This window comes from Novacetimonas pomaceti, assembly GCF_003207955.1.
Lineage (GTDB): Bacteria > Pseudomonadota > Alphaproteobacteria > Acetobacterales > Acetobacteraceae > Novacetimonas > Novacetimonas pomaceti.
Window position 1 is genome coordinate 1 of record NZ_NOXG01000032.1, and the last position, 16,215, is coordinate 16,215.

At 59.5% G+C, this 16,215-nt stretch carries 22 protein-coding genes and 1 pseudogene; 7 read left to right on the top strand and 16 right to left on the bottom strand.

The genetic code is table 11. The features are described from left to right. Positions 1–194: 194 nt before the first annotated feature. The 9 genes from CFR71_RS13765 to traA form a co-directional block, all read right to left on the bottom strand. A complete protein-coding gene (locus tag CFR71_RS13765) occupies positions 195–752 on the bottom strand; it encodes a Fic/DOC family N-terminal domain-containing protein (RefSeq protein ID WP_239020425.1) in 558 nt (185 codons plus the stop codon). A 116-nt stretch (positions 753–868) separates the two neighbouring features. Further along, the gene (locus CFR71_RS13770) at positions 869–1,540 is read right to left on the bottom strand and encodes a DUF6118 family protein (RefSeq protein ID WP_026018877.1); all 672 of its coding nucleotides are present in this window, start codon (positions 1,538–1,540) and stop codon (positions 869–871) included. A gap of 294 nt (positions 1,541–1,834) precedes the next feature. Next, on the bottom strand, positions 1,835–2,227 hold the full coding sequence (vapC, locus tag CFR71_RS13775) for a type II toxin-antitoxin system VapC family toxin (RefSeq protein ID WP_019087316.1): 393 nt from the start codon (positions 2,225–2,227) through the stop codon (positions 1,835–1,837). Continuing rightward, positions 2,224–2,418, bottom strand: a complete 195-nt coding sequence (locus tag CFR71_RS13780) for a type II toxin-antitoxin system VapB family antitoxin (RefSeq protein WP_026018878.1) — start codon at positions 2,416–2,418, stop codon at positions 2,224–2,226. Before CFR71_RS13780 ends, vapC begins: the two co-directional genes overlap by 4 nt. A 64-nt stretch (positions 2,419–2,482) precedes the next feature. Next, a complete protein-coding gene (locus CFR71_RS13785; protein ID WP_110531928.1) occupies positions 2,483–2,905 on the bottom strand; it encodes a type II toxin-antitoxin system VapC family toxin in 423 nt (140 codons plus the stop codon). Then, entirely contained in the window at positions 2,902–3,153 is a 252-nt protein-coding gene (locus CFR71_RS13790; RefSeq protein ID WP_010512463.1) for a FitA-like ribbon-helix-helix domain-containing protein, read from the bottom strand. The genes CFR71_RS13785 and CFR71_RS13790 overlap by 4 nt, the downstream gene beginning before the upstream one ends. Positions 3,154–3,238: 85 nt before the next feature. Next, positions 3,239–3,502, bottom strand: a complete 264-nt coding sequence (locus tag CFR71_RS13795; protein WP_007396295.1) for a toxin-antitoxin system HicB family antitoxin — start codon at positions 3,500–3,502, stop codon at positions 3,239–3,241. Continuing rightward, a complete protein-coding gene (locus CFR71_RS13800; RefSeq protein ID WP_007396294.1) occupies positions 3,499–3,921 on the bottom strand; it encodes a putative toxin-antitoxin system toxin component, PIN family in 423 nt (140 codons plus the stop codon). The genes CFR71_RS13795 and CFR71_RS13800 overlap by 4 nt, the downstream gene beginning before the upstream one ends. A 46-nt stretch (positions 3,922–3,967) precedes the next feature. Then, the gene (gene traA / locus CFR71_RS13805; protein WP_110531931.1) at positions 3,968–7,345 is read right to left on the bottom strand and encodes a Ti-type conjugative transfer relaxase TraA; all 3,378 of its coding nucleotides are present in this window, start codon (positions 7,343–7,345) and stop codon (positions 3,968–3,970) included. 96 nt (positions 7,346–7,441) lie between these two features. Between traA and CFR71_RS13810 the strand changes: the two genes are divergently transcribed. The 3 genes from CFR71_RS13810 (at position 7,442) to CFR71_RS13820 (ending at position 8,628) form a co-directional block, all read left to right on the top strand. Next, the gene (locus tag CFR71_RS13810) at positions 7,442–7,801 is read left to right on the top strand and encodes a conjugal transfer protein TraD (RefSeq protein WP_207781398.1); all 360 of its coding nucleotides are present in this window, start codon (positions 7,442–7,444) and stop codon (positions 7,799–7,801) included. Positions 7,802–7,865: 64 nt separating this feature from the next. Further along, entirely contained in the window at positions 7,866–8,132 is a 267-nt protein-coding gene (locus tag CFR71_RS13815) for a conjugal transfer protein TraD (protein ID WP_034926726.1), read from the top strand. Beyond that, a complete protein-coding gene (locus CFR71_RS13820; protein WP_110531935.1) occupies positions 8,125–8,628 on the top strand; it encodes a MucR family transcriptional regulator in 504 nt (167 codons plus the stop codon). The genes CFR71_RS13815 and CFR71_RS13820 overlap by 8 nt, the downstream gene beginning before the upstream one ends. A 301-nt stretch (positions 8,629–8,929) precedes the next feature. Here CFR71_RS13820 and CFR71_RS13825 read toward each other — a convergent pair whose 3' ends face one another. The 3 genes from CFR71_RS13825 to CFR71_RS16285 form a co-directional block, all read right to left on the bottom strand. Then, a complete protein-coding gene (locus CFR71_RS13825) occupies positions 8,930–9,271 on the bottom strand; it encodes a BrnA antitoxin family protein (protein WP_007396313.1) in 342 nt (113 codons plus the stop codon). Further along, complete coding sequence (locus tag CFR71_RS13830) at positions 9,240–9,536, bottom strand: BrnT family toxin (RefSeq protein WP_010518357.1); 297 nt, start codon at positions 9,534–9,536, stop codon at positions 9,240–9,242. Before CFR71_RS13830 ends, CFR71_RS13825 begins: the two co-directional genes overlap by 32 nt. A 139-nt stretch (positions 9,537–9,675) precedes the next feature. Then, positions 9,676–10,002: a hypothetical protein gene (locus CFR71_RS16285; RefSeq protein ID WP_133251168.1), complete on the bottom strand. Its 327-nt coding sequence runs from the start codon at positions 10,000–10,002 to the stop codon at positions 9,676–9,678. Here CFR71_RS16285 and CFR71_RS16615 point away from each other — a divergent pair. Continuing rightward, on the top strand, positions 10,001–10,165 hold the full coding sequence (locus CFR71_RS16615; RefSeq protein WP_162838769.1) for a hypothetical protein: 165 nt from the start codon (positions 10,001–10,003) through the stop codon (positions 10,163–10,165). The genes CFR71_RS16285 and CFR71_RS16615 overlap by 2 nt on opposite strands. A 359-nt stretch (positions 10,166–10,524) precedes the next feature. Here the strand turns inward: CFR71_RS16615 and CFR71_RS13840 are convergent, their stop codons facing one another. The 3 genes from CFR71_RS13840 to CFR71_RS13850 form a co-directional block, all read right to left on the bottom strand. Then, positions 10,525–11,436 (bottom strand): isopenicillin N synthase family dioxygenase, encoded by a 912-nt coding sequence (locus CFR71_RS13840; protein ID WP_110531937.1) that lies wholly within the window; start codon positions 11,434–11,436, stop codon positions 10,525–10,527. A 233-nt stretch (positions 11,437–11,669) separates the two neighbouring features. After that, positions 11,670–12,074, bottom strand: a complete 405-nt coding sequence (locus tag CFR71_RS13845) for a DUF2442 domain-containing protein (protein WP_007396285.1) — start codon at positions 12,072–12,074, stop codon at positions 11,670–11,672. After that, complete coding sequence (locus CFR71_RS13850; RefSeq protein ID WP_238322067.1) at positions 12,058–12,306, bottom strand: DUF4160 domain-containing protein; 249 nt, start codon at positions 12,304–12,306, stop codon at positions 12,058–12,060. The genes CFR71_RS13845 and CFR71_RS13850 overlap by 17 nt, the downstream gene beginning before the upstream one ends. Positions 12,307–12,381: 75 nt before the next feature. Here CFR71_RS13850 and CFR71_RS13855 point away from each other — a divergent pair. After that, positions 12,382–12,612, top strand: a pseudogene (locus CFR71_RS13855) (transposase); the annotation flags it as partial. A 325-nt stretch (positions 12,613–12,937) separates the two neighbouring features. Here the strand turns inward: CFR71_RS13855 and CFR71_RS13860 are convergent. Further along, positions 12,938–13,228 (bottom strand): BrnA antitoxin family protein, encoded by a 291-nt coding sequence (locus CFR71_RS13860; RefSeq protein WP_239020426.1) that lies wholly within the window; start codon positions 13,226–13,228, stop codon positions 12,938–12,940. A 209-nt stretch (positions 13,229–13,437) separates the two neighbouring features. Here CFR71_RS13860 and CFR71_RS13865 point away from each other — a divergent pair, with 209 nt between their 5' ends. Together CFR71_RS13865 and CFR71_RS16620 are read left to right on the top strand one after the other, a co-directional pair. Beyond that, positions 13,438–13,956, top strand: coding sequence for a hypothetical protein (locus tag CFR71_RS13865; RefSeq protein ID WP_110531939.1), 519 nt, complete (start codon positions 13,438–13,440; stop codon positions 13,954–13,956). Between the two features lie 251 nt (positions 13,957–14,207). Continuing rightward, a partial coding sequence (locus CFR71_RS16620) for a phospholipase D family protein (RefSeq protein ID WP_239020427.1) occupies positions 14,208–16,215 on the top strand: 2,008 nt, incomplete at its 3' end.

The following is a 16,215-nucleotide window of genomic DNA, read 5'->3' on the forward strand; positions in this document are numbered from 1 at the left end:
CATCACTGCGACATCATCGAGACAGGGAACGAAAGCTGGCGGTTCAGGAACCGTAACTGAACCTCTCTCCAGATCCATACCTGCCCCGGCCTGTCTCCTTACGCCTACGGCTTCAGGAGACAGGCCGGCCCTTCAACAGGGGGTTAATATTGCATGCCGATCAGGGGTTATTTTTGAGTGCCGATTGACAGTTCTCAGTGAAAATCAACAAGTGGATCCAGGTCACAGAGCCCGTCATCATTCACGAACCGCTCCAGATCCGACATATGCCCGATAATCTCCCGCCCGTCCTGCGGCGGCACAAAGACCACTTCCCTCGTGCGCTCGTTCTTCAGGGCTGTTCCAGGGGTATTTCGAAACCCATCCTCCCGCTTCTTGAGCATCTGGAAAATCGCGATCAGCCTCTTGTTCAGGACTAGGCCATCGGTTTCCTTCAGCTGCCGAAATCCCAGATGTAAGGCATCACGATAGAGGGCGACTTCCTTGGCCGCCACTGAGTCCGGCCCCTCGGGAAACAGATCCGCCTGAAAGAGCTCATCCTGGGTGGTGACGATATTCTCGATTTCCGAGGACGCCTTGGCTTCCTGCAAAGCCAGCGTATCAATCAGTATCCCCTGATTGGGAATGGTTGCCGCCCGCCCCTTCAACTCCGCCAAAGCCCGGTTGGCCTCGACCAGCGCCCTGAGAACCGGAACCGTTTCTATCTCCGTCTGAGGCGGTAAAGGCCGAATAGGGTAGGTTGACGTTAACATGACATCCTGACGTGGTAGCAATATGCGTTTTTTCTAACACGTCAGAATGATCCGTCAAAGAAATCCGGTTTCTTTGACATGTCACTTTCTATTTCGGCTTCATATCTCTCCACAGACTATTCCTGCTCTGACGGAACAATGATGACACAAGATTTCTGAGTTTTTTCCTGACCTGAGGCCACTTTCTGGCAAGCTGCAATCCTGTCTCTGTTGACCTCAACCAGCTGGCTGTCCTCACGTACACGTTGCCAGCCTTCAGGATTGCTGACCGCCATCATCATGGCCCCAGAGTTCCAGCGATCTTTCTCCCCAACAATAAAAGATGCCACTCGCGTCCCGACAGAAGATGGCAAGAGATACGCCAGAACAGGAGACAACCCGATCCCTGCAACCAGACAGGCCAGCCCTACCTTCAACACCCACCAGCTTTGCCGGTCCCGGGTGCGCGCCTGCCCGACAATGTCGGTCAGTTGCTGCCGCTCCACCTGAACCGCACGGATCGCGGTATGAAAGGCGGCCTGCATGTCCTGACTAACAGAAAGCCCTGCCTGGCGTACCCCCTGCCCGTAGGCCTGCGGTGTCATCTTCAGCGTCGGACTGGCCTCGATCGCCTTCATGCGCGCGCTCACGTCGTTCAGGGCCTTGACCAGTCTGGCCAGGTCCGGCGTGTAGTCAGGCGGCCGGTTGTCCCGCCATGCCTGGGGCAGCGCTTCCACGCTGCGCCGGAGCACCGTCATTTCGGCGCACAGATCCTCAAAGGCACGGGCTGCCGGATCCGTCTCGCTCATGATGGAACCATCCCCACATCCAGATTCAGTTTTCCGGCACGTCCAGACGATCATCATCCTGGCCAGCCTCTTGCGTTCCGGCCCTTTCCTGCTTTCCGAAAAGCAGCCGCCTTCGCCCTTCTTCCATTGCCAGGAGCGTAAGCCTGTTGGGCCGACTGTCTGAAGCCGCGTTCTGAATAGTCCGTCGCAATCTTTCCGCATTGCGCGGACTACTCAGAAGATGCGCTGTCTCCTGACACACGGCTTGTTCTTTTTCCTGCACAACATACCTCCCCCGGTAGCCTGCCCCCCCGATCAGGCAGCCCGTTCCAGCCCCAGATGGTCCACGAACGGATCAAAGTCCCGGTCACTGTAGAGCAGGCGATGACCGCTCACGATGCACCGGGTCGCAATCAGGGTATCAATGGTTTTCCGGATCGTAATGCCCCGACCGCGTAGATGACGGAAATACCGCGCCGCCTCGACCATCACATCGCGACCACCGATTTCAACCAGGTCCAGGGCACCCAGCATCCTCTGTGCCTGATTGAAATCCCGTTCGTTTGAGAAACCCTGCAGGACCTCGGTCATCATCAGATCGCCAATGCTGACCAGATCTTCCCCCAGCATCTGGTCAAGAAGATCAACCTGTGGGGTCGTCTTCCCCCGAAAAAAATCGATCCAGACCGATGAATCCACCAGGATCATGCGTCGGAGCGCATGGCATCAAGATCACCCTGCCAGTCGAGCTTTCCCCGCAAGGTGCGGAGTTCCCGCTGCTGCTTCAGCTTGATCAGCGTCCGCAACCCGAGTTCGACCGCTTCCTTCTTGGTTTTGACGCCAGACGCCTTCAGCGCATCTGTCATGAGGGCATCGTCAATGATGATGTTTGTTCGCATGATGTGTATCTCCAATAGAAATCATACACATTAAATCATCCGCTCTCAAGCATGCCGCAGGACATCAGGTATCCTCCCACGGATTGAGAACCCGCACACCGGCCGCCTCGAAAGGAGACACGTCGCGGCTGGCCACGACATAACCCCGGGATGCAGCGGTTGCCGCAATATAGCCATCTGCCTTGCCAATCGCCCGACCTTCTGACCTGGCCCGCACCATCAGTTCGGCATAGGCCTGGGACGCCGCCAGATCGAACGACAGGACACGCCCCGCGAACAAGGGCAATACCTCCTGTTCCAGCCGCTCATGCAGTACAGAACGCCGCCGACCGGTCGGCATCGCCCCGATCCCGAAACGCAGTTCCGCCACCGTGACGGCAGACAGAAAAAGCGTCTCGATCGCCTGTCCATCGATCCAGGCCAGAACACGCGGCTCCGGGACGGGCTTCCACGGCTCCGAGATCACATTGGTATCGAGCAGGATCATTCGAAGGACATCGGCTCGGCCGGGGTCTGATCGCGGGTCTGCAAGGCCGCAATATCCTGATCACACACACCGGCCTCCCGACCGATGGACGCCAGAAGCGATCCCAGCCGGACCCGCTGCGGCGGCCGGACGGCCGCTTCCAGAATGGTCCGGATCTCTGCTTCCGTACTGCGCCCATGCAGCATGGCCTGCGCCTTCAGCGCCCGATGCGTCTCTTCCGGAAGATTACGAATAACGACAGAGGACATGACAGGACTCCTCATTTCCTGGAATGATATCATAAATATAATTTCGATATCTTTCCAGAAAAACCCGACATCCCCTCATCCAGATTCAGTTTTCCGGCACGTCCAGACGATCATCGTCCCTGATCTGCCCCTTTGTTCCGATCCGCTCCAGAAGAGCTTTGGCACGAGCAGGCGTGGTCCGTGTCGCCCGTGCAGAAAAATACCGTTCCGCTTCTGCCTGCCCACCCAGCCGGGCCGCGACAGCCGTCGCAACAAAAAGGTTCATGCTGACACCTGAAAGCGCCGCCTGACGCGTTGCGGCTTCCCGCATATCTTCCGGAAGCCGAAGCTGGATTTTACTGCTACTCATCCTCTCATCCTTCGCAAAAGAACACCTGGCCGCACTGCTGGAATACCGAACCGTGATACGGCCCGCTGCATGTCTTTCAGATTGAACGTGGCAATCGCATCCGCATTCCCGTTGATCGCTGTCTCAACCACAAGTTCATCATCACCATGCGCACCTGTCGGTCGCCACCTGTAATCAAAAGAAACCGGCACACAACACCCTGCAAGTCCATCAAGAACCTCCAGAACTTCATCCCCCTGAACGCCCATTCGGAAAAGATTTTCAGAGCGACGCAACACCGCCTCGTATTCGACCAGGAGGGTCGTGGAGAGCAGCAGACTGAAATTCCCATCCAAGGCCCCCAGCAAAAGCTGCCGGGACGCTCCATCCGGCGACATAAATCCCGAAAGAACAACATCCGTATCAAGAACAACGCGCATAGTGACATCATATATGACGTCACTGGTTAACGTAAATCAAAATCTCCTACATCCCCATATCCATATCCCGCCCCCTGGAGCGCGACAGCGAGCGCGTACGCTGCGGCTGCAATCCGTGATCGAGCGTCGATCCCTTCCGGACGCCCAGTTCGTGTCCCTTCTGCCGCAGGAGGGATTCAAGCTGCGCGTCCCGCTTCAGTTCCCTGAGCGCCACACCCTGCTGCTCGCGGCTCAGCCCGTCCCACGCCTTCACGAACCGCGCGGCCCGCAACTCGGGGGAATGCCGCACCTTGTCCTCGTGTTCCAGCCCCTCGATCAGCCTGCGCGCCCGTGCCGGCCCCTCCAGCCCGTACAGGGCCTGCCGGATCTCCGGTTCATGCTTCACGGCGGTTTCCAGAGCGATCACCGCCCCGGGCCTTAGCCGTTCCAGGGCCGTGCTGGCATCAAGCCATGCCTTCTTCTGGTGCTCCAGCACCGGCAGGTCCTGCTCCACCATGCGCCCGATGTCCCGCACCGCCCGCGCATACTGCTCCACCGCCTGGTGGAGCGGATCACCACCCGGCACAAACCCGCCCAGCCCGGCAGGCACCTGCGCGCGCTGCACACGCGGCAGCCGCAACCCGGCAAAGGGCGAGGCGGGAGCTTCACGCTCAACCCCACTTTCCCCCTTACTGGCCCCGGCATTCATCCCGGCCGACACGTCTTTTTCCGATGTGCGACGACCAAGCCTCACGGACAGGTCCAGCCCGTCGAACATCCCACGCTTCCGCTGTGCCGGTGCCGGATCTGGCGTACGGACAGCTTCGGCCTGCCTGTCCTTCTGGGGGCCAGAGGCAGCCTTCTCACGCTCCACCACGATCTCGCTCTCGGGGACATGCAGCTCGCGTCGTCGCGCAAACCCGGCATCCCGATCCCGGACATGCAGGTAATCCAGCGTGGTATCCTTCAGCCGCTCGCGCGACAGCCGCCGCACCAGCCCGTCCCGGTCGCCGACATCATCCCGGCCCCAATGAACGGACACGCTCTCCCGGTGGCGCGACAGCGCCACATAGGCCCCGTGCCGGTCCAGGCTCCCCGTCGCCAGCACATGCGCCCGGTCCACCGTCACACCCTGCGATTTGTGAATGGTGGCCGCATAGCCATGATCCAGCGCGTCATAATCAGCCACCGACACGGACACGACCCGGCCAGTCCCGGCACCACCCGGCCCGTCGAGCTGCACCGACAGCACGAGATCCCCGGCCTCGACCGACCCCGTGATGCCCCGCACCGTGCCCAGCGTGCCGTTCTTCACCCCCAGCGCCCGGTCATTGCGCAGGAAGTAGATACGCTCCCCGTCCGCGAACACCCGCTCGCCCTGGGCGGTCGGCACCAGCACATCATCACCCAGTTCACCCGCGTCCCGCCGGATCTCCCGCGCCGCCTCGTTCAGCGCCCGCACATCGACACGCCGATGCGCCAGCATGATCTGGCTTTCCTCTGGCGCGGCCTGACGCGCTTCATCCCACCCGGCCACTACCCCGGCCCGCGCCTCTTCCAGCGTGTCATGCCCGCACACCAGGCCGGCCGCCTCATAGCGCTCCAGCGCCCTATCCGTCCGCCCGGTTGCAAGCTCTTTCGTGGCCCCCTGCTGCCAGTCTTCACGCTGCCGGCGCACGGCGGTGATTTCCACAGACCCGACCCGCTCGGCCACCGCCCGGAACGCACCACCGGCTTCGATCGCCTGCAACTGCTCGGGATCACCTACCAGCACCACCTTGGCCCCAGCACTGCGCGCGGCCGACAGCACCCGCTCCATCTGCCGTGACCCCACCATGCCAGCCTCGTCCACCACCAGCACGTCCCCGCGCTCCAGCAGGTCAAACCCACGTTCCCACGCACGCTCCAGGGAGGCCAGCGTCCGGCTTTCGATCCCGGCCCCCGCTTCCAGACCTTCCGCCGCGATCCCCGACAGCGCCGCCCCGCGCACCCGATACCCGGCCTCTTCCCACGCCTCACGGGCCACACCCAGCATGGTGCTCTTCCCCGTCCCGGCATAACCGACCACCACAGACAGGTCGCGGGACTTCGTGACCTCGCCCACCGCCAGCGCCTGCTCATCCCCAAGCCCATCCCGCGCCATCGCCGCCCGACGCACTGCCAGCGGCACCGCATGACCCTGGGACTGCCCCATCGCGAACGATGCCTCTTCCAGACGCTGCTCGACCCCGATCATCGCGCGCGTGGAGAACCGCTCTCGCCCGTGCCCGTCTTTCCCGAGCGCGACCAGCTCCGGACATGCCTCCACCCGAACCATGACAGCACTGAACTGTTCTGCATCTGCCGTATGCCGGTCCACGAACCGCGCCAGGTCCTGGCGGGTGAATGTGCTCTGCTGTCGCGTCAGCGCCTCCAGCGCCACATGCGGCTCGGCCAGCAACCTTTCGCCATTGCGCCGCGCGATCTCCAGATGGTCGGCAACCCGCTGTGCATCCTCGCCCCGCTCTTCCCGACGCATCCCGACCGGACCAATCTTGTTCTGCGGCTCAAGGTCGATCCCCTGTGTCGCGAACGACCGATGGTCGATCCGCACATCCAGGTCCAGTTCAGCCAGCCGTTCATTGGCGAGCGACGCCCACCGCTCCCGCCACGTCAGCAGCAGATCCCTGTCATTCCACGAACGCTCTTTCGCACCGAACCCGATGAAAGGCTGATTCTGCGCCAGCCCCAGACCTTCATGCCGCAGCCGTGCCGCAGCAATCAGTCGCGCTGTTCTTCCAGCCGCTGCAAGCGCTTCTCCAGCGTCGAGAGCTTCAGCAGGATGCCGCGCTGCGTCTCCCGGATCTCTGTCAGCAGACGGATCATGAGCTTGAGCGGATCGTCCTCCCCTTTCTGCTCCATCAGGTCCAGGATCCGACGCGAAGTCGTATGCGCCCCCGCCGCCTCGTTCAGGATGCGGGATTCCGTCTCGTCTTCCATGCACAACCTCTCCGGTTCTGACTTCGATCCGCCGCGTGGACAGCATCACATGGGCATGGGGCTTCGCCTGTCCGTCTTCGCCGATATCCCAATGCACATTGAGATCGGCCACCATGCCGCGTTCCACGAACTGCTCCCGCACGAAATCCCGTGCCAGCGCGATCCCCTGCGCCTGGGTCATTTCGCGCGGGATTGAAAACTCAACCTCGCGGGCAAGCTGGGCATCCTTGCGCTTCTCGATCGCCTCGACCTCATTCCATAGGGTCGCACGATCGAGAAACCGTTCCGGCGCGCCATCGGGTAGTAGGATCTCGGAATGCACCACGCCGCTCTTGTTGGAAAAGTCATGATCGCGATCCAGCCGTACGTCATGCAGGCGGGACGCCGAACGATAGGCCGCCGCCGCCACGGCGCTCCGGCCGGTGGCGCGGCTGATGACCTTCGCATGCAGGTGATAGATCGCCATAAACGCGATCCTATCACACCACTCAAGCGCACGTCACGAAGTGACGTATAAGCGCGCACTCACATCTTACTGCACAACAAGGGTTGATTTGTCTGGATGAGTGACGCGGTTCTCGCCTGTGTGGTAGAGTATGGCACAGACCAGCAGGACAGGGGACCGGAAATGCGCAGGCCACGGGACATTGATGCGGAACTGAAGGCGCTTCAGGAAAAGGCGAAGCAGCTTAAGGCGCAACGGACCATCCAGCTCGGCGAACTGGTCGAGGCGACGGGAGCCGATACCCTGTCCATCGAGGCGCTGGCCGGTGTGCTGCTTGCGGCTGTCGAACAGGCAGACGGCAAACCCGAAGCCGTCGCGAGGTGGACCGAACGGGGGACGGCGTTCTTTCAGGCTGGCGCAAAAAAGGGCGGCCGGAAAGGAACCGGAAACGATCAGAACGGATCTGCTGGCGCTTGAAAGACGGATCAGGAAGCAGGAAGCCCTGATCCATCGCCATCAGGCACGAAAGGCACGCACCGACATGCGCGACTGGGCGAAGGCGCGACGGGAACGCACTCATCATCTGATCGAACTGGGCGGCCTGGTCCAGAAGGCGGGACTGGTCGATCTGACAGATGATGACCGCGCCACCCTGCTCGGGGCTTTTCTGGATATTGCAGGACAGCTCCAGGGCAGCAATGATACTGCTCCGGTTGACCTGAAAACACGCTGGAGGCGTGCGGGACTTCATGCCTTCGACAGGGACCGGGAACATGACAGGACAACAGGCAGACGTGACCATGACTGACCACGAGACACGATCATCCGAAGCTGACACGCTGCGGGAGCTTACGACCCGGATTGTCGCTGCCTATGTCAGCAGCAATACGGTTCCGGCGGATACCCTGCCAGGCCTCATCGCAACGGTGTTTCAGGCGCTCGGAAGTCTGGGACAGGCGATGACCGAAACACCGGATCTGGTGCCAGCCGTATCTGTGAAGAAATCCGTGTTTCCAGACTACATTGTCTGTCTGGAGGACGGAAAAAAAATGAAGATGCTCAAGCGCCATCTTCGTACTGTCTATGGCATGACACCCGAGCAGTATCGGGAAAAATGGGACCTGCCGGAAAGCTACCCGATGACCGCCCCATCCTACGCAGCCCGACGCTCTGCCCTGGCACAGGAGATTGGACTAGGGCGGGTCATCAAGGCGACACCGGCCCCTTCGGAAACATCAGGAACTGGGGTGCCGGTCACACGCCTGCCAGAGAAGAAACGCGGACGCAGGCCGAAACTGGCCTGAAGGTCCAGACCGGGAGAAACGGGACATGAAGGCATGGGCCGCCAGCCTCGGCACGGATAACCCGCTCCCCCTGCCACAACCCGGGCAATAAGGGGGACGCTCTCGCACACCGCAGGAAGGTAACGAGGCGTACATTGGTCACGGCTATCCGTCAGGTCATACCGGATCAGATCGGTGGTTACGACGAAATCCTCGGCCGCTTTGTCACTGTGCAGCGAGGGCATGGACCTGTTTTTGCTGCTCATGGTGGTCGATCTCCTTCTCGTGCAGGAAAGTGGGCAAAGAAAGGTCAGAGCCACTCTTATGCGTGTACCGTCTTCCCGCGCCGTGAAGATCGTGCAGATCCCGCGTCTGTTTTCGTGGGCGCCTTACGTAAGGCGCGATTCATAATTTCACGCAGCGCATCATTCATACGTGTCTGATAGCCAGGCCCGTCCTTCTCGAAGAAAGCCACGACATCAGCGTCAAACCGCACGGTTTTCTGCACTTTACGGGGTCGATAGAAGCGCCCCCGTTCCGCATGTGACCAGTCACGAATTTCTGGGGCTTCATCATCCGTCACAATCTGATTGTCAGGCATGGCCTCCACAGCCCGTAACGCCTGAAGCAGTTCAGAGTCCATTTTCGTATGCTTTGCGCTCATGGGCAGTTGCCTTTCTTACGCTGATAATACGACCGTATTCTTCGCCATCCTCCTCGTCTTCCACGGGTTCTGTATGAACGACGAAGAGAGTTGTGATGCCCCGTATCTTCCCTATGGTTCGCCACCTGTCCCCATCTGGATGGGGATCAGGGACAGACAATGCGAGCGGATCGCCGTCGAGAACAAACCTGCCGGTTTCCAGAGGCAGCTTATGCTTCTCCCTGTTTTTTGAATCCTTTTCAGGATCCCATACCCATATGGTCACAATCCGCTCCAGTAGTTACGGAATTGTAGTTACAACAGTATGATTTTTCAAGCCCGCATTCCTGCAACGGATTAACTCAATTCCCGATGACAGGATTCTACCACAGGCTCCCAATGTTCTCTGCCGAAGCAAGAAAAACTCAGTCTTCCTGTTGAGATATCAGCCGGATCTGGGCGATCATTTCATCGGCTGTGATCTCTCCGCACTGGCGGGCATCCATGATTGCGGTGAGCGAGCGTATATCTGTGCCCACCTTATGTAACGATAAGGTAATAATTATCTGCGGGTTTCCTGTGGCCGGAAAACTCATATCCCTCCCTTCCCCTGCTTCAGCGAAACGTCCTGATCCCATCGAACATGGACATTGTCGATGACGCACAGGGTTCTCGGGCGCTGCGGTCACCAGAAACACGTGGACACAGACCGGAACGGGCCTGATGATCTGGTCCGGGAGGAACACCATCATGGAAACAGGTCATTCCGATCGGGAAGCCGAAAAGAACGAAGCGACACGCCGGGCACTGGCCGAGGCTGATGCCGGATTGTTCATCAGTGGTGAAGCGGTGAAGGCATGGGCGGCCAGCCTCGGTACCGATCATCCCCTTCCCCTGCCTGAACCAGGGCAATAAGGCGGCCGCAGTGCCGTAGAAGGGTGAATGTGACGGCCTATTATCGCAGGCCGGTGACAAGGACCGCTGCGCCTGGCGCCAGGGCAGCTTTCGGTTTTCTGGATCCTGGCCCTTCGTTTTTATCCTCATGATTATGGAAAATCATTGGAAAACCGCCATTTTCAGTGTCGCTAATCGGACCCCCCTTTAATATGTCTGTCCATGGCCTACGCCTTTCTCCAGTCCCGGCACCTCACAACGGTCGGACAGGAAAAAAGAGTCACTGGCCCACCTCCACAGACCAGTCTGCCAGCCTTACGACAGACCATTCCTGATCGCATCCCACGGACCACCCACCCGCACGATGGAAGCCTTCTGCCTCAGTGGCGCTGGTTTTTGTGCCCGTATGTCGCTTGCAGTCTTTCCTGCAGGTAGTCATGCCCGGTGACAGGCGGATAATGCGCATGCTCGCCGGAACGGGTTACGATCGGCTCGACCAATGCATCCGCATCGGGATCGAGGAAGAAGGCGATCGAATACCGCTCGCCTGCAGGGCGCAATACCCGATGCGGGGTCGAGACATACACATCATTGCTCCACCGCATCAGGCAGTCACCGATATTGCAGATGAACGTGCCGGGAATCAGCGGGGCGTCCGTCCAGTCGCTACCGCGCGGACGTACCTGCAGGCCCGATACGCCATTAACCGCAAGGATCGTGACATTGCCGTAATCGGTATGGGCACCTGCCCCCGGTGCCGTGCTGGCCGGTTGCGCGGGCGGATAGCGCAGCAGGCGTAGCGTGGCCATGGGGTGCCTGAATTTATCGGCAAAGAAATCCTCATCCATCCCAAGGTCACGGGCAAAACCGCGATGCAGTGCCGCGCCGATATCGAGGCAGGTGGCGAAATATGCCATCATCAGATCCTGCCATCCCGGTAGAGCAGGCCATGCGTCCTGGCCACCGGGCTGGTTAGGGCTGATGTTGAAGGCTTCCTTGCGGTCGGGCAGGGAAGTCGTATCAAGCCGTTCGACCCCCAGCCCCACATAGCCCCGGTTCTGGCCCACGCGGCTCATGGCCACGGCTTCCTTGGCGGCGGCGGGCTGGGTGAAGAACGTGTGCGAGGCCTCGAAGAGCTTTGCTATCGTATCGGGAGATACGCCATGGCCGGTAATGTAGAAAAAGCCGGTCTCGCGGCAGGCCCTGCCGATGGCGCTGGCCACGGCCTCCCGCTCCGCACCGTTACCCTGGCGCAGGGGGGCAATGTCGATAACAGGAATGTCATGAGTCATGGGACTGCTCCTATTTACCTCAGGACCGGCACAAAACCGTTACAGGTCCAAAATGCATAAGAGTATTTTTTAAATCTTACATAATGAAATTTTAAATGTCTACATTCGTTATTTATATATCTTTTAGTACTTTTTGCTATTTTTTTGGTGTCGGTGAACTTTGGTCTTGTATTGATACATTTTAATTGTGTGGTATTTTAAAAAAATAATTCATTATTACCTCAATATGTGAGTTATGCGACCTTTCTTGGTCGGCCGCCTTTGACACCATTTCGACGTGCCGCTGCGGCTTTTGCTGGCGATGCCTGTCGGCCTGCCTTTGCCGCCATGTAAGCACGGGACCCAAACAGGCCCGCCATCAGTTCCGGCACCAGTAGGTCAGCATCCAGTGCCTCCCAGTGCAGGCCGTAGCCTCCCATGATTTCTACCTGAGCCAGTTGCTCTGGCGTTGCTCTCTCAAGGCCCTGAGCCTGTGAGGCAGGGAATTCAAAGCGGGTGCCATTGGACAGCTCAACGGTTACGCGCCCTGTCGTGGCATCGTACCCAGCAGCAATCGCCTGGGGCACCGTCTCGCGCCGAATGCGACCACGTTCATAAGCGGCATCCATCTGCTTTTCGATGTCATGATCGTTGCGCATCAATCGTCCTCCATGCGGCCAATAGGGCTTCGCGTTGTTCCACCGCGATCCTGAACGCCTCGCGTACGTCTGCTCGCTTCACGCCGGGGGCAATCTCCCGGACCGTTGCCTTGGTTTCCCCAAGGTTGATGATGATTTCACGGCCATCACAGAACACATGGACATGGGCCGGATCATGGTCATTTGCATAGATCATGAACCTGAAGCGGCCCACTCGGTGAACTGTTGGCATGGTCACATCCTACCACAAAACCCAACAGGATGGGTATTTTTATTATGACCAGGGTAGGGATCGGTACATAGAACGGGCACAGATATACGCTGTGTCGTCACCAACCTGCGTGGCGGGAATGCCGGATGGCTTTACGACACCCTCTACTGCGCCCGGGGACAGGTGGGAAACCTGATCAGGCTGCACAAGGGGCAACTGGCCTCAGACCGGACAGGCTGTCGCTCGTCTCGCGCAAATCAGGTCCGCCTCGTGTTGCACACCGCCGCCTACTGGCTGATGCTGACGGTGCGCGAGGCCATCCCCAGACCCCAGCCGCATCGGTCTACCCTTTAGCTGAAGGGGCTCGGGTTTTCCAAGCCCTTTGGGCATGCCCGCACCAACGGTGCAATGGTGTATGAAGACCAGCTACGTATGGGTAGGAGCAATGTCGGTTTCGAGTATGTCCATGGGTCGTCGCAAGGGTAGCCGTTGGGTCGTGAAACAGTCGTTCCATCAGTGCGTCAAGGATAGGTATCCGGGTCATTTATGAGTATTTGCGTGCAGACATGGGAACTTCCCCTCCATGACGCACGGAGTGATTCCCGGGCGTACCTACATCGCCCGATCTCCTCTGTTCTGGTCTGAATACGCTTTACCGCGCCTGTGCGACATCGGTCTCCAGCAGCATCCGCACATAGCGTGTGTATGGGATGCCCTTTGCCTTCGCCCTGGCTTTCACGGCGTCCAGCAGGGACGCCGGCAGGCGCATGTTGAGGGCAGCCGCCTTGGGTTCGATCTCAAAGCGCATGGGCTTGAAACCGGACAGGTCATATCGGGTCAGATCGGCGGTCGCGACGAAATCCTCGGCCGCTTCGTCACTGTGCAGCGAGGGCATGGACCTGTTTTTCTGCTCATGGCGGTCAATCTCCTTCTGTCTAGCCACTGCATACCCCCCTCTTGGCACTGTCTCGGCCCCGTTCTGGTACCTGACTGACACCGCATTCGGGACTACATTGGACCCGACCTGACATAGGTTCTTCATACACCATTGCACCGTTGGTGCGGGCAGCATGGAAAAGGGGCCATTAATAAGTGCTCCTTGGGAAGCCCCCACCCGCTTGGATCCCGCTGCTGAAGATAATTCGACTGGAGATGTTTTTTTATGCCTGGTCGCATGACGGTCATCCAGCCTTTCGCGATCCGGCTGCTTCTGGCCGGCATGATCGTGAGAAAGATTCCATGCTTCAACCCGCTCCTGCTTTCCTGCATGCGGCCGACTTCAGGAACCTGCCCCTGCGCTTCTTCGCGCCACCGTCCGGGCGGCCTGATCTACCCTGGGTCGCAATCAGCGATTTTCTGGCCCTGTCACGCCTGACCAGACATCAGCAACAGGTCACACTGACCATGTTCCGCAACGGCGACTTCCAGGCGCTCTTTCGGACCGTGACACATGACGACGATATTCTGGTGGTCTGCCCGGTTCTCTATGCCCGGGAGATCTGTCATGCCTTCCAGGATGAGGGACTGATCGATGCAGACCTCAATGATTTTTTCATTCGAACGAACAAGACGGCTTTCAGGAAACAGCAGGAGAGCATGCCGGACCGTGACCCGGCATGGTTTTTCCAGGCCATGGGTGCCCATGCCGATTTTTCATGGCCGCAGACATAGCGTCACCTGATCGGCATGAAAGGAAGCCTGTGCATGGCTTCCTTTCATGCGAATTCCGTTCTTTCCCGTTCTATCGAAATCTACTCTGTATGAGCATATGCTTCACGTATCCACCGCCCTCAACCGCCGTGTGGCAACAGGCATCACCTGACGCCGAAAAAATGACATTTCTCCCTATCGTGATCCCACGCTGGTCCCCAGTCGCGCAATCGTAGGTGGTCTCATCCCCTTCATGCCTGCCGGAGCCCCGCATGACGGATCTGCTTTCAAACCTGCCCTCACGACAGCCTGCCCCCCTGACTGTCTTTCAGGCCCGACTGGACGCGCATGCCCAGCAGAACTGGCAGGACGTGTTCGCAGGTTTTTCCACGCTTCGGGCCATTACCTTTTCCAGTTCTCTGGAATTCCTGCTCGACCTTGCCGAACAGTTCGAAGACATGGAAATCATCTTCGGCGCCGAGCATATCCTGACCAAAACCCACCTGGCCCTTGTCCAGGCCAGCCAGGTTTTTGAAGACTACGGGTTCCGGGACTGCCTGGCTGACCAGAAATCCCTTATGGAAGGCCTGCGCCAGCTTCTCGGGTCACGCAGCAGCCTCTTCCTGCCGCGCCTGCATGATGGCACGCTACGCTTCCGGCTGATGACCGGCCGCCCCAGTCATGAAAAACTCTACCTTCTGTCCGGCCCCGATGGCCACCGGGTGGTGACGGGGTCCGCCAATCTCAGCCTGTCCGCCTTCCATGCCCGCCAGCACGAAGTGATCATCACCTTTGATGACCCAACCGCATGGCACGTGTTCGAAGACTATTACCAACGCGATTACAAACAGAGCGTGCCGGTTGAAGATGAAATCCTGATCGGCGTTTCTCCGACTGCGAAAACAGGGCAGGCGGATATTCGAACGGACCCGATCCCCTATGAGGACGTGCCCATCGTCCGGGCCATCCGGGCCGGGCTTGCGCATGTCGAACAGGGCGGCATCCCCATGCCGGACGGCTTTTCCGCCACGGCCCTGCGCATGGCACAACGCCTGCGGCAGGAACTGGAAACCGTGCCCCTGCCCATGAACCGCAAGGGCATGGCCCTTGTCACGCCCCGGACGGTCTCGACCTTCCTGCAGGCCCGCAACAACCTGCCTGCACCGGATCGTCCGGCAGATGACATCCCACACGCGACCCTGTCGGTCCGGACGGGCGAAGTCCATCTGAATGACCGGTTATGGCTGTCGGAAAAGGAGACCATACCAGCCGCGCAGGTCGCGCGGGATGCGCGCATGCTGGTCGCCTATATCAGCAGCTTCGCGGCGTTTTATGGCAACAGCCAGAGCGCCATGGCGTCCTACTGGGCTTTTCTGGTCTGGCTCTATATGGCTCCCTTTGCCGCTTTCCTGCGGCAGGGAGCCGTCATCAACCATATCGACCCGTGGCTCTATCCTCCCTATGCCGTGCTGTATGGCCGCTCCAGCGGGGGCAAGACCCTGTTCACGCGGATCATCGCCCAGTCCATGTTCGGGATCGTCAAGAGCATCCGCTCATCGGACTTTACCGCACAACGTGCGCTGGCCCTGCGCTTCGGGCTGGGGGCCATTCCATTGCTGATCGACGATGTCACGCCTGACCGGATGGGCAAATACGTGCCGGACATGGTCCGTACCGATCATGACATGGCCGAACGCTATGCCCCGATTGTCCTGACCACCAACAAGGATGTCACCAGCATTTCCGCCGATCTCACCAAGCGGATGGTGACCTGCCATATCGATGCCTCGCTGCCCGACAGTCGTGCGCTCCAGACGGAAAGCCCCCGCCGCCTGCAAAAGGAGATCGGCACCGCCCTTTACCGCCAGTATCTGACCCTCATGCTCCCCCAGATCCGCGCCATGCGGATCGAGATGGATCAGGGTACGGGCAAGACCATTCCGGATGCCTTCGCCATCTCCTCACGCATCCTGCTTTCCCTGCTGGAGCAGCACGTCTCTCCCCGCCCCGACTGGGCCTGTCCGCTCTCGTACCGGACCTATCAGGCAATGCGGGCCATCCAGTTCCAGCGCATCCTTGTCGAGATGATCGGAAGCCACCCCGAAAACATCATCCTGTCACGGGACAAACGTTTCATGCGGGTGCGTTTTGGCGGTGACATTCGCCAGGCCGTGGCCTTCGAGATGGGGTGGTTGCCGTCCTCCCCGCACGGCATCGCAATGTGCCAGAATGGTCGTTGGAAGAAACGACTGCGCGAAAGGACGGCAGATGAAGGATACA

Bases quoted from the DNA above. Each gene is read 5' to 3' on its own strand.
- vapC (WP_019087316.1), bottom strand. From the start codon at position 2,227: ATGATCCTGGTGGATTCATCGGTCTGGATCGATTTTTTTCGGGGGAAG.
- CFR71_RS13825 (WP_007396313.1), bottom strand. From the start codon at position 9,271: ATGAGCGCAAAGCATACGAAAATGGACTCTGAACTGCTTCAGGCGTTA.
- CFR71_RS13865 (WP_110531939.1), top strand. From the start codon at position 13,438: ATGTTTTTTTATGCCTGGTCGCATGACGGTCATCCAGCCTTTCGCGAT.
- CFR71_RS13780 (WP_026018878.1), bottom strand. From the start codon at position 2,418: ATGCGAACAAACATCATCATTGACGATGCCCTCATGACAGATGCGCTG.
- CFR71_RS13765 (WP_239020425.1), bottom strand. From the start codon at position 752: ATGTTAACGTCAACCTACCCTATTCGGCCTTTACCGCCTCAGACGGAG.
- CFR71_RS13810 (WP_207781398.1), top strand. From the start codon at position 7,442: ATGAGTGACGCGGTTCTCGCCTGTGTGGTAGAGTATGGCACAGACCAG.
- CFR71_RS13820 (WP_110531935.1), top strand. From the start codon at position 8,125: ATGACTGACCACGAGACACGATCATCCGAAGCTGACACGCTGCGGGAG.
- CFR71_RS13815 (WP_034926726.1), top strand. From the start codon at position 7,866: ATGCGCGACTGGGCGAAGGCGCGACGGGAACGCACTCATCATCTGATC.
- CFR71_RS13800 (WP_007396294.1), bottom strand. From the start codon at position 3,921: ATGCGCGTTGTTCTTGATACGGATGTTGTTCTTTCGGGATTTATGTCG.
- CFR71_RS13795 (WP_007396295.1), bottom strand. From the start codon at position 3,502: ATGAGTAGCAGTAAAATCCAGCTTCGGCTTCCGGAAGATATGCGGGAA.
- CFR71_RS16285 (WP_133251168.1), bottom strand. From the start codon at position 10,002: ATGATGGTGTTCCTCCCGGACCAGATCATCAGGCCCGTTCCGGTCTGT.
- traA (WP_110531931.1), bottom strand. From the start codon at position 7,345: ATGGCGATCTATCACCTGCATGCGAAGGTCATCAGCCGCGCCACCGGC.
- CFR71_RS13850 (WP_238322067.1), bottom strand. From the start codon at position 12,306: ATGCCAACAGTTCACCGAGTGGGCCGCTTCAGGTTCATGATCTATGCA.
- CFR71_RS13785 (WP_110531928.1), bottom strand. From the start codon at position 2,905: ATGATCCTGCTCGATACCAATGTGATCTCGGAGCCGTGGAAGCCCGTC.
- CFR71_RS13770 (WP_026018877.1), bottom strand. From the start codon at position 1,540: ATGAGCGAGACGGATCCGGCAGCCCGTGCCTTTGAGGATCTGTGCGCC.
- CFR71_RS13840 (WP_110531937.1), bottom strand. From the start codon at position 11,436: ATGACTCATGACATTCCTGTTATCGACATTGCCCCCCTGCGCCAGGGT.
- CFR71_RS16615 (WP_162838769.1), top strand. From the start codon at position 10,001: ATGGAAACAGGTCATTCCGATCGGGAAGCCGAAAAGAACGAAGCGACA.
- CFR71_RS13845 (WP_007396285.1), bottom strand. From the start codon at position 12,074: ATGCGCAACGATCATGACATCGAAAAGCAGATGGATGCCGCTTATGAA.
- CFR71_RS13790 (WP_010512463.1), bottom strand. From the start codon at position 3,153: ATGTCCTCTGTCGTTATTCGTAATCTTCCGGAAGAGACGCATCGGGCG.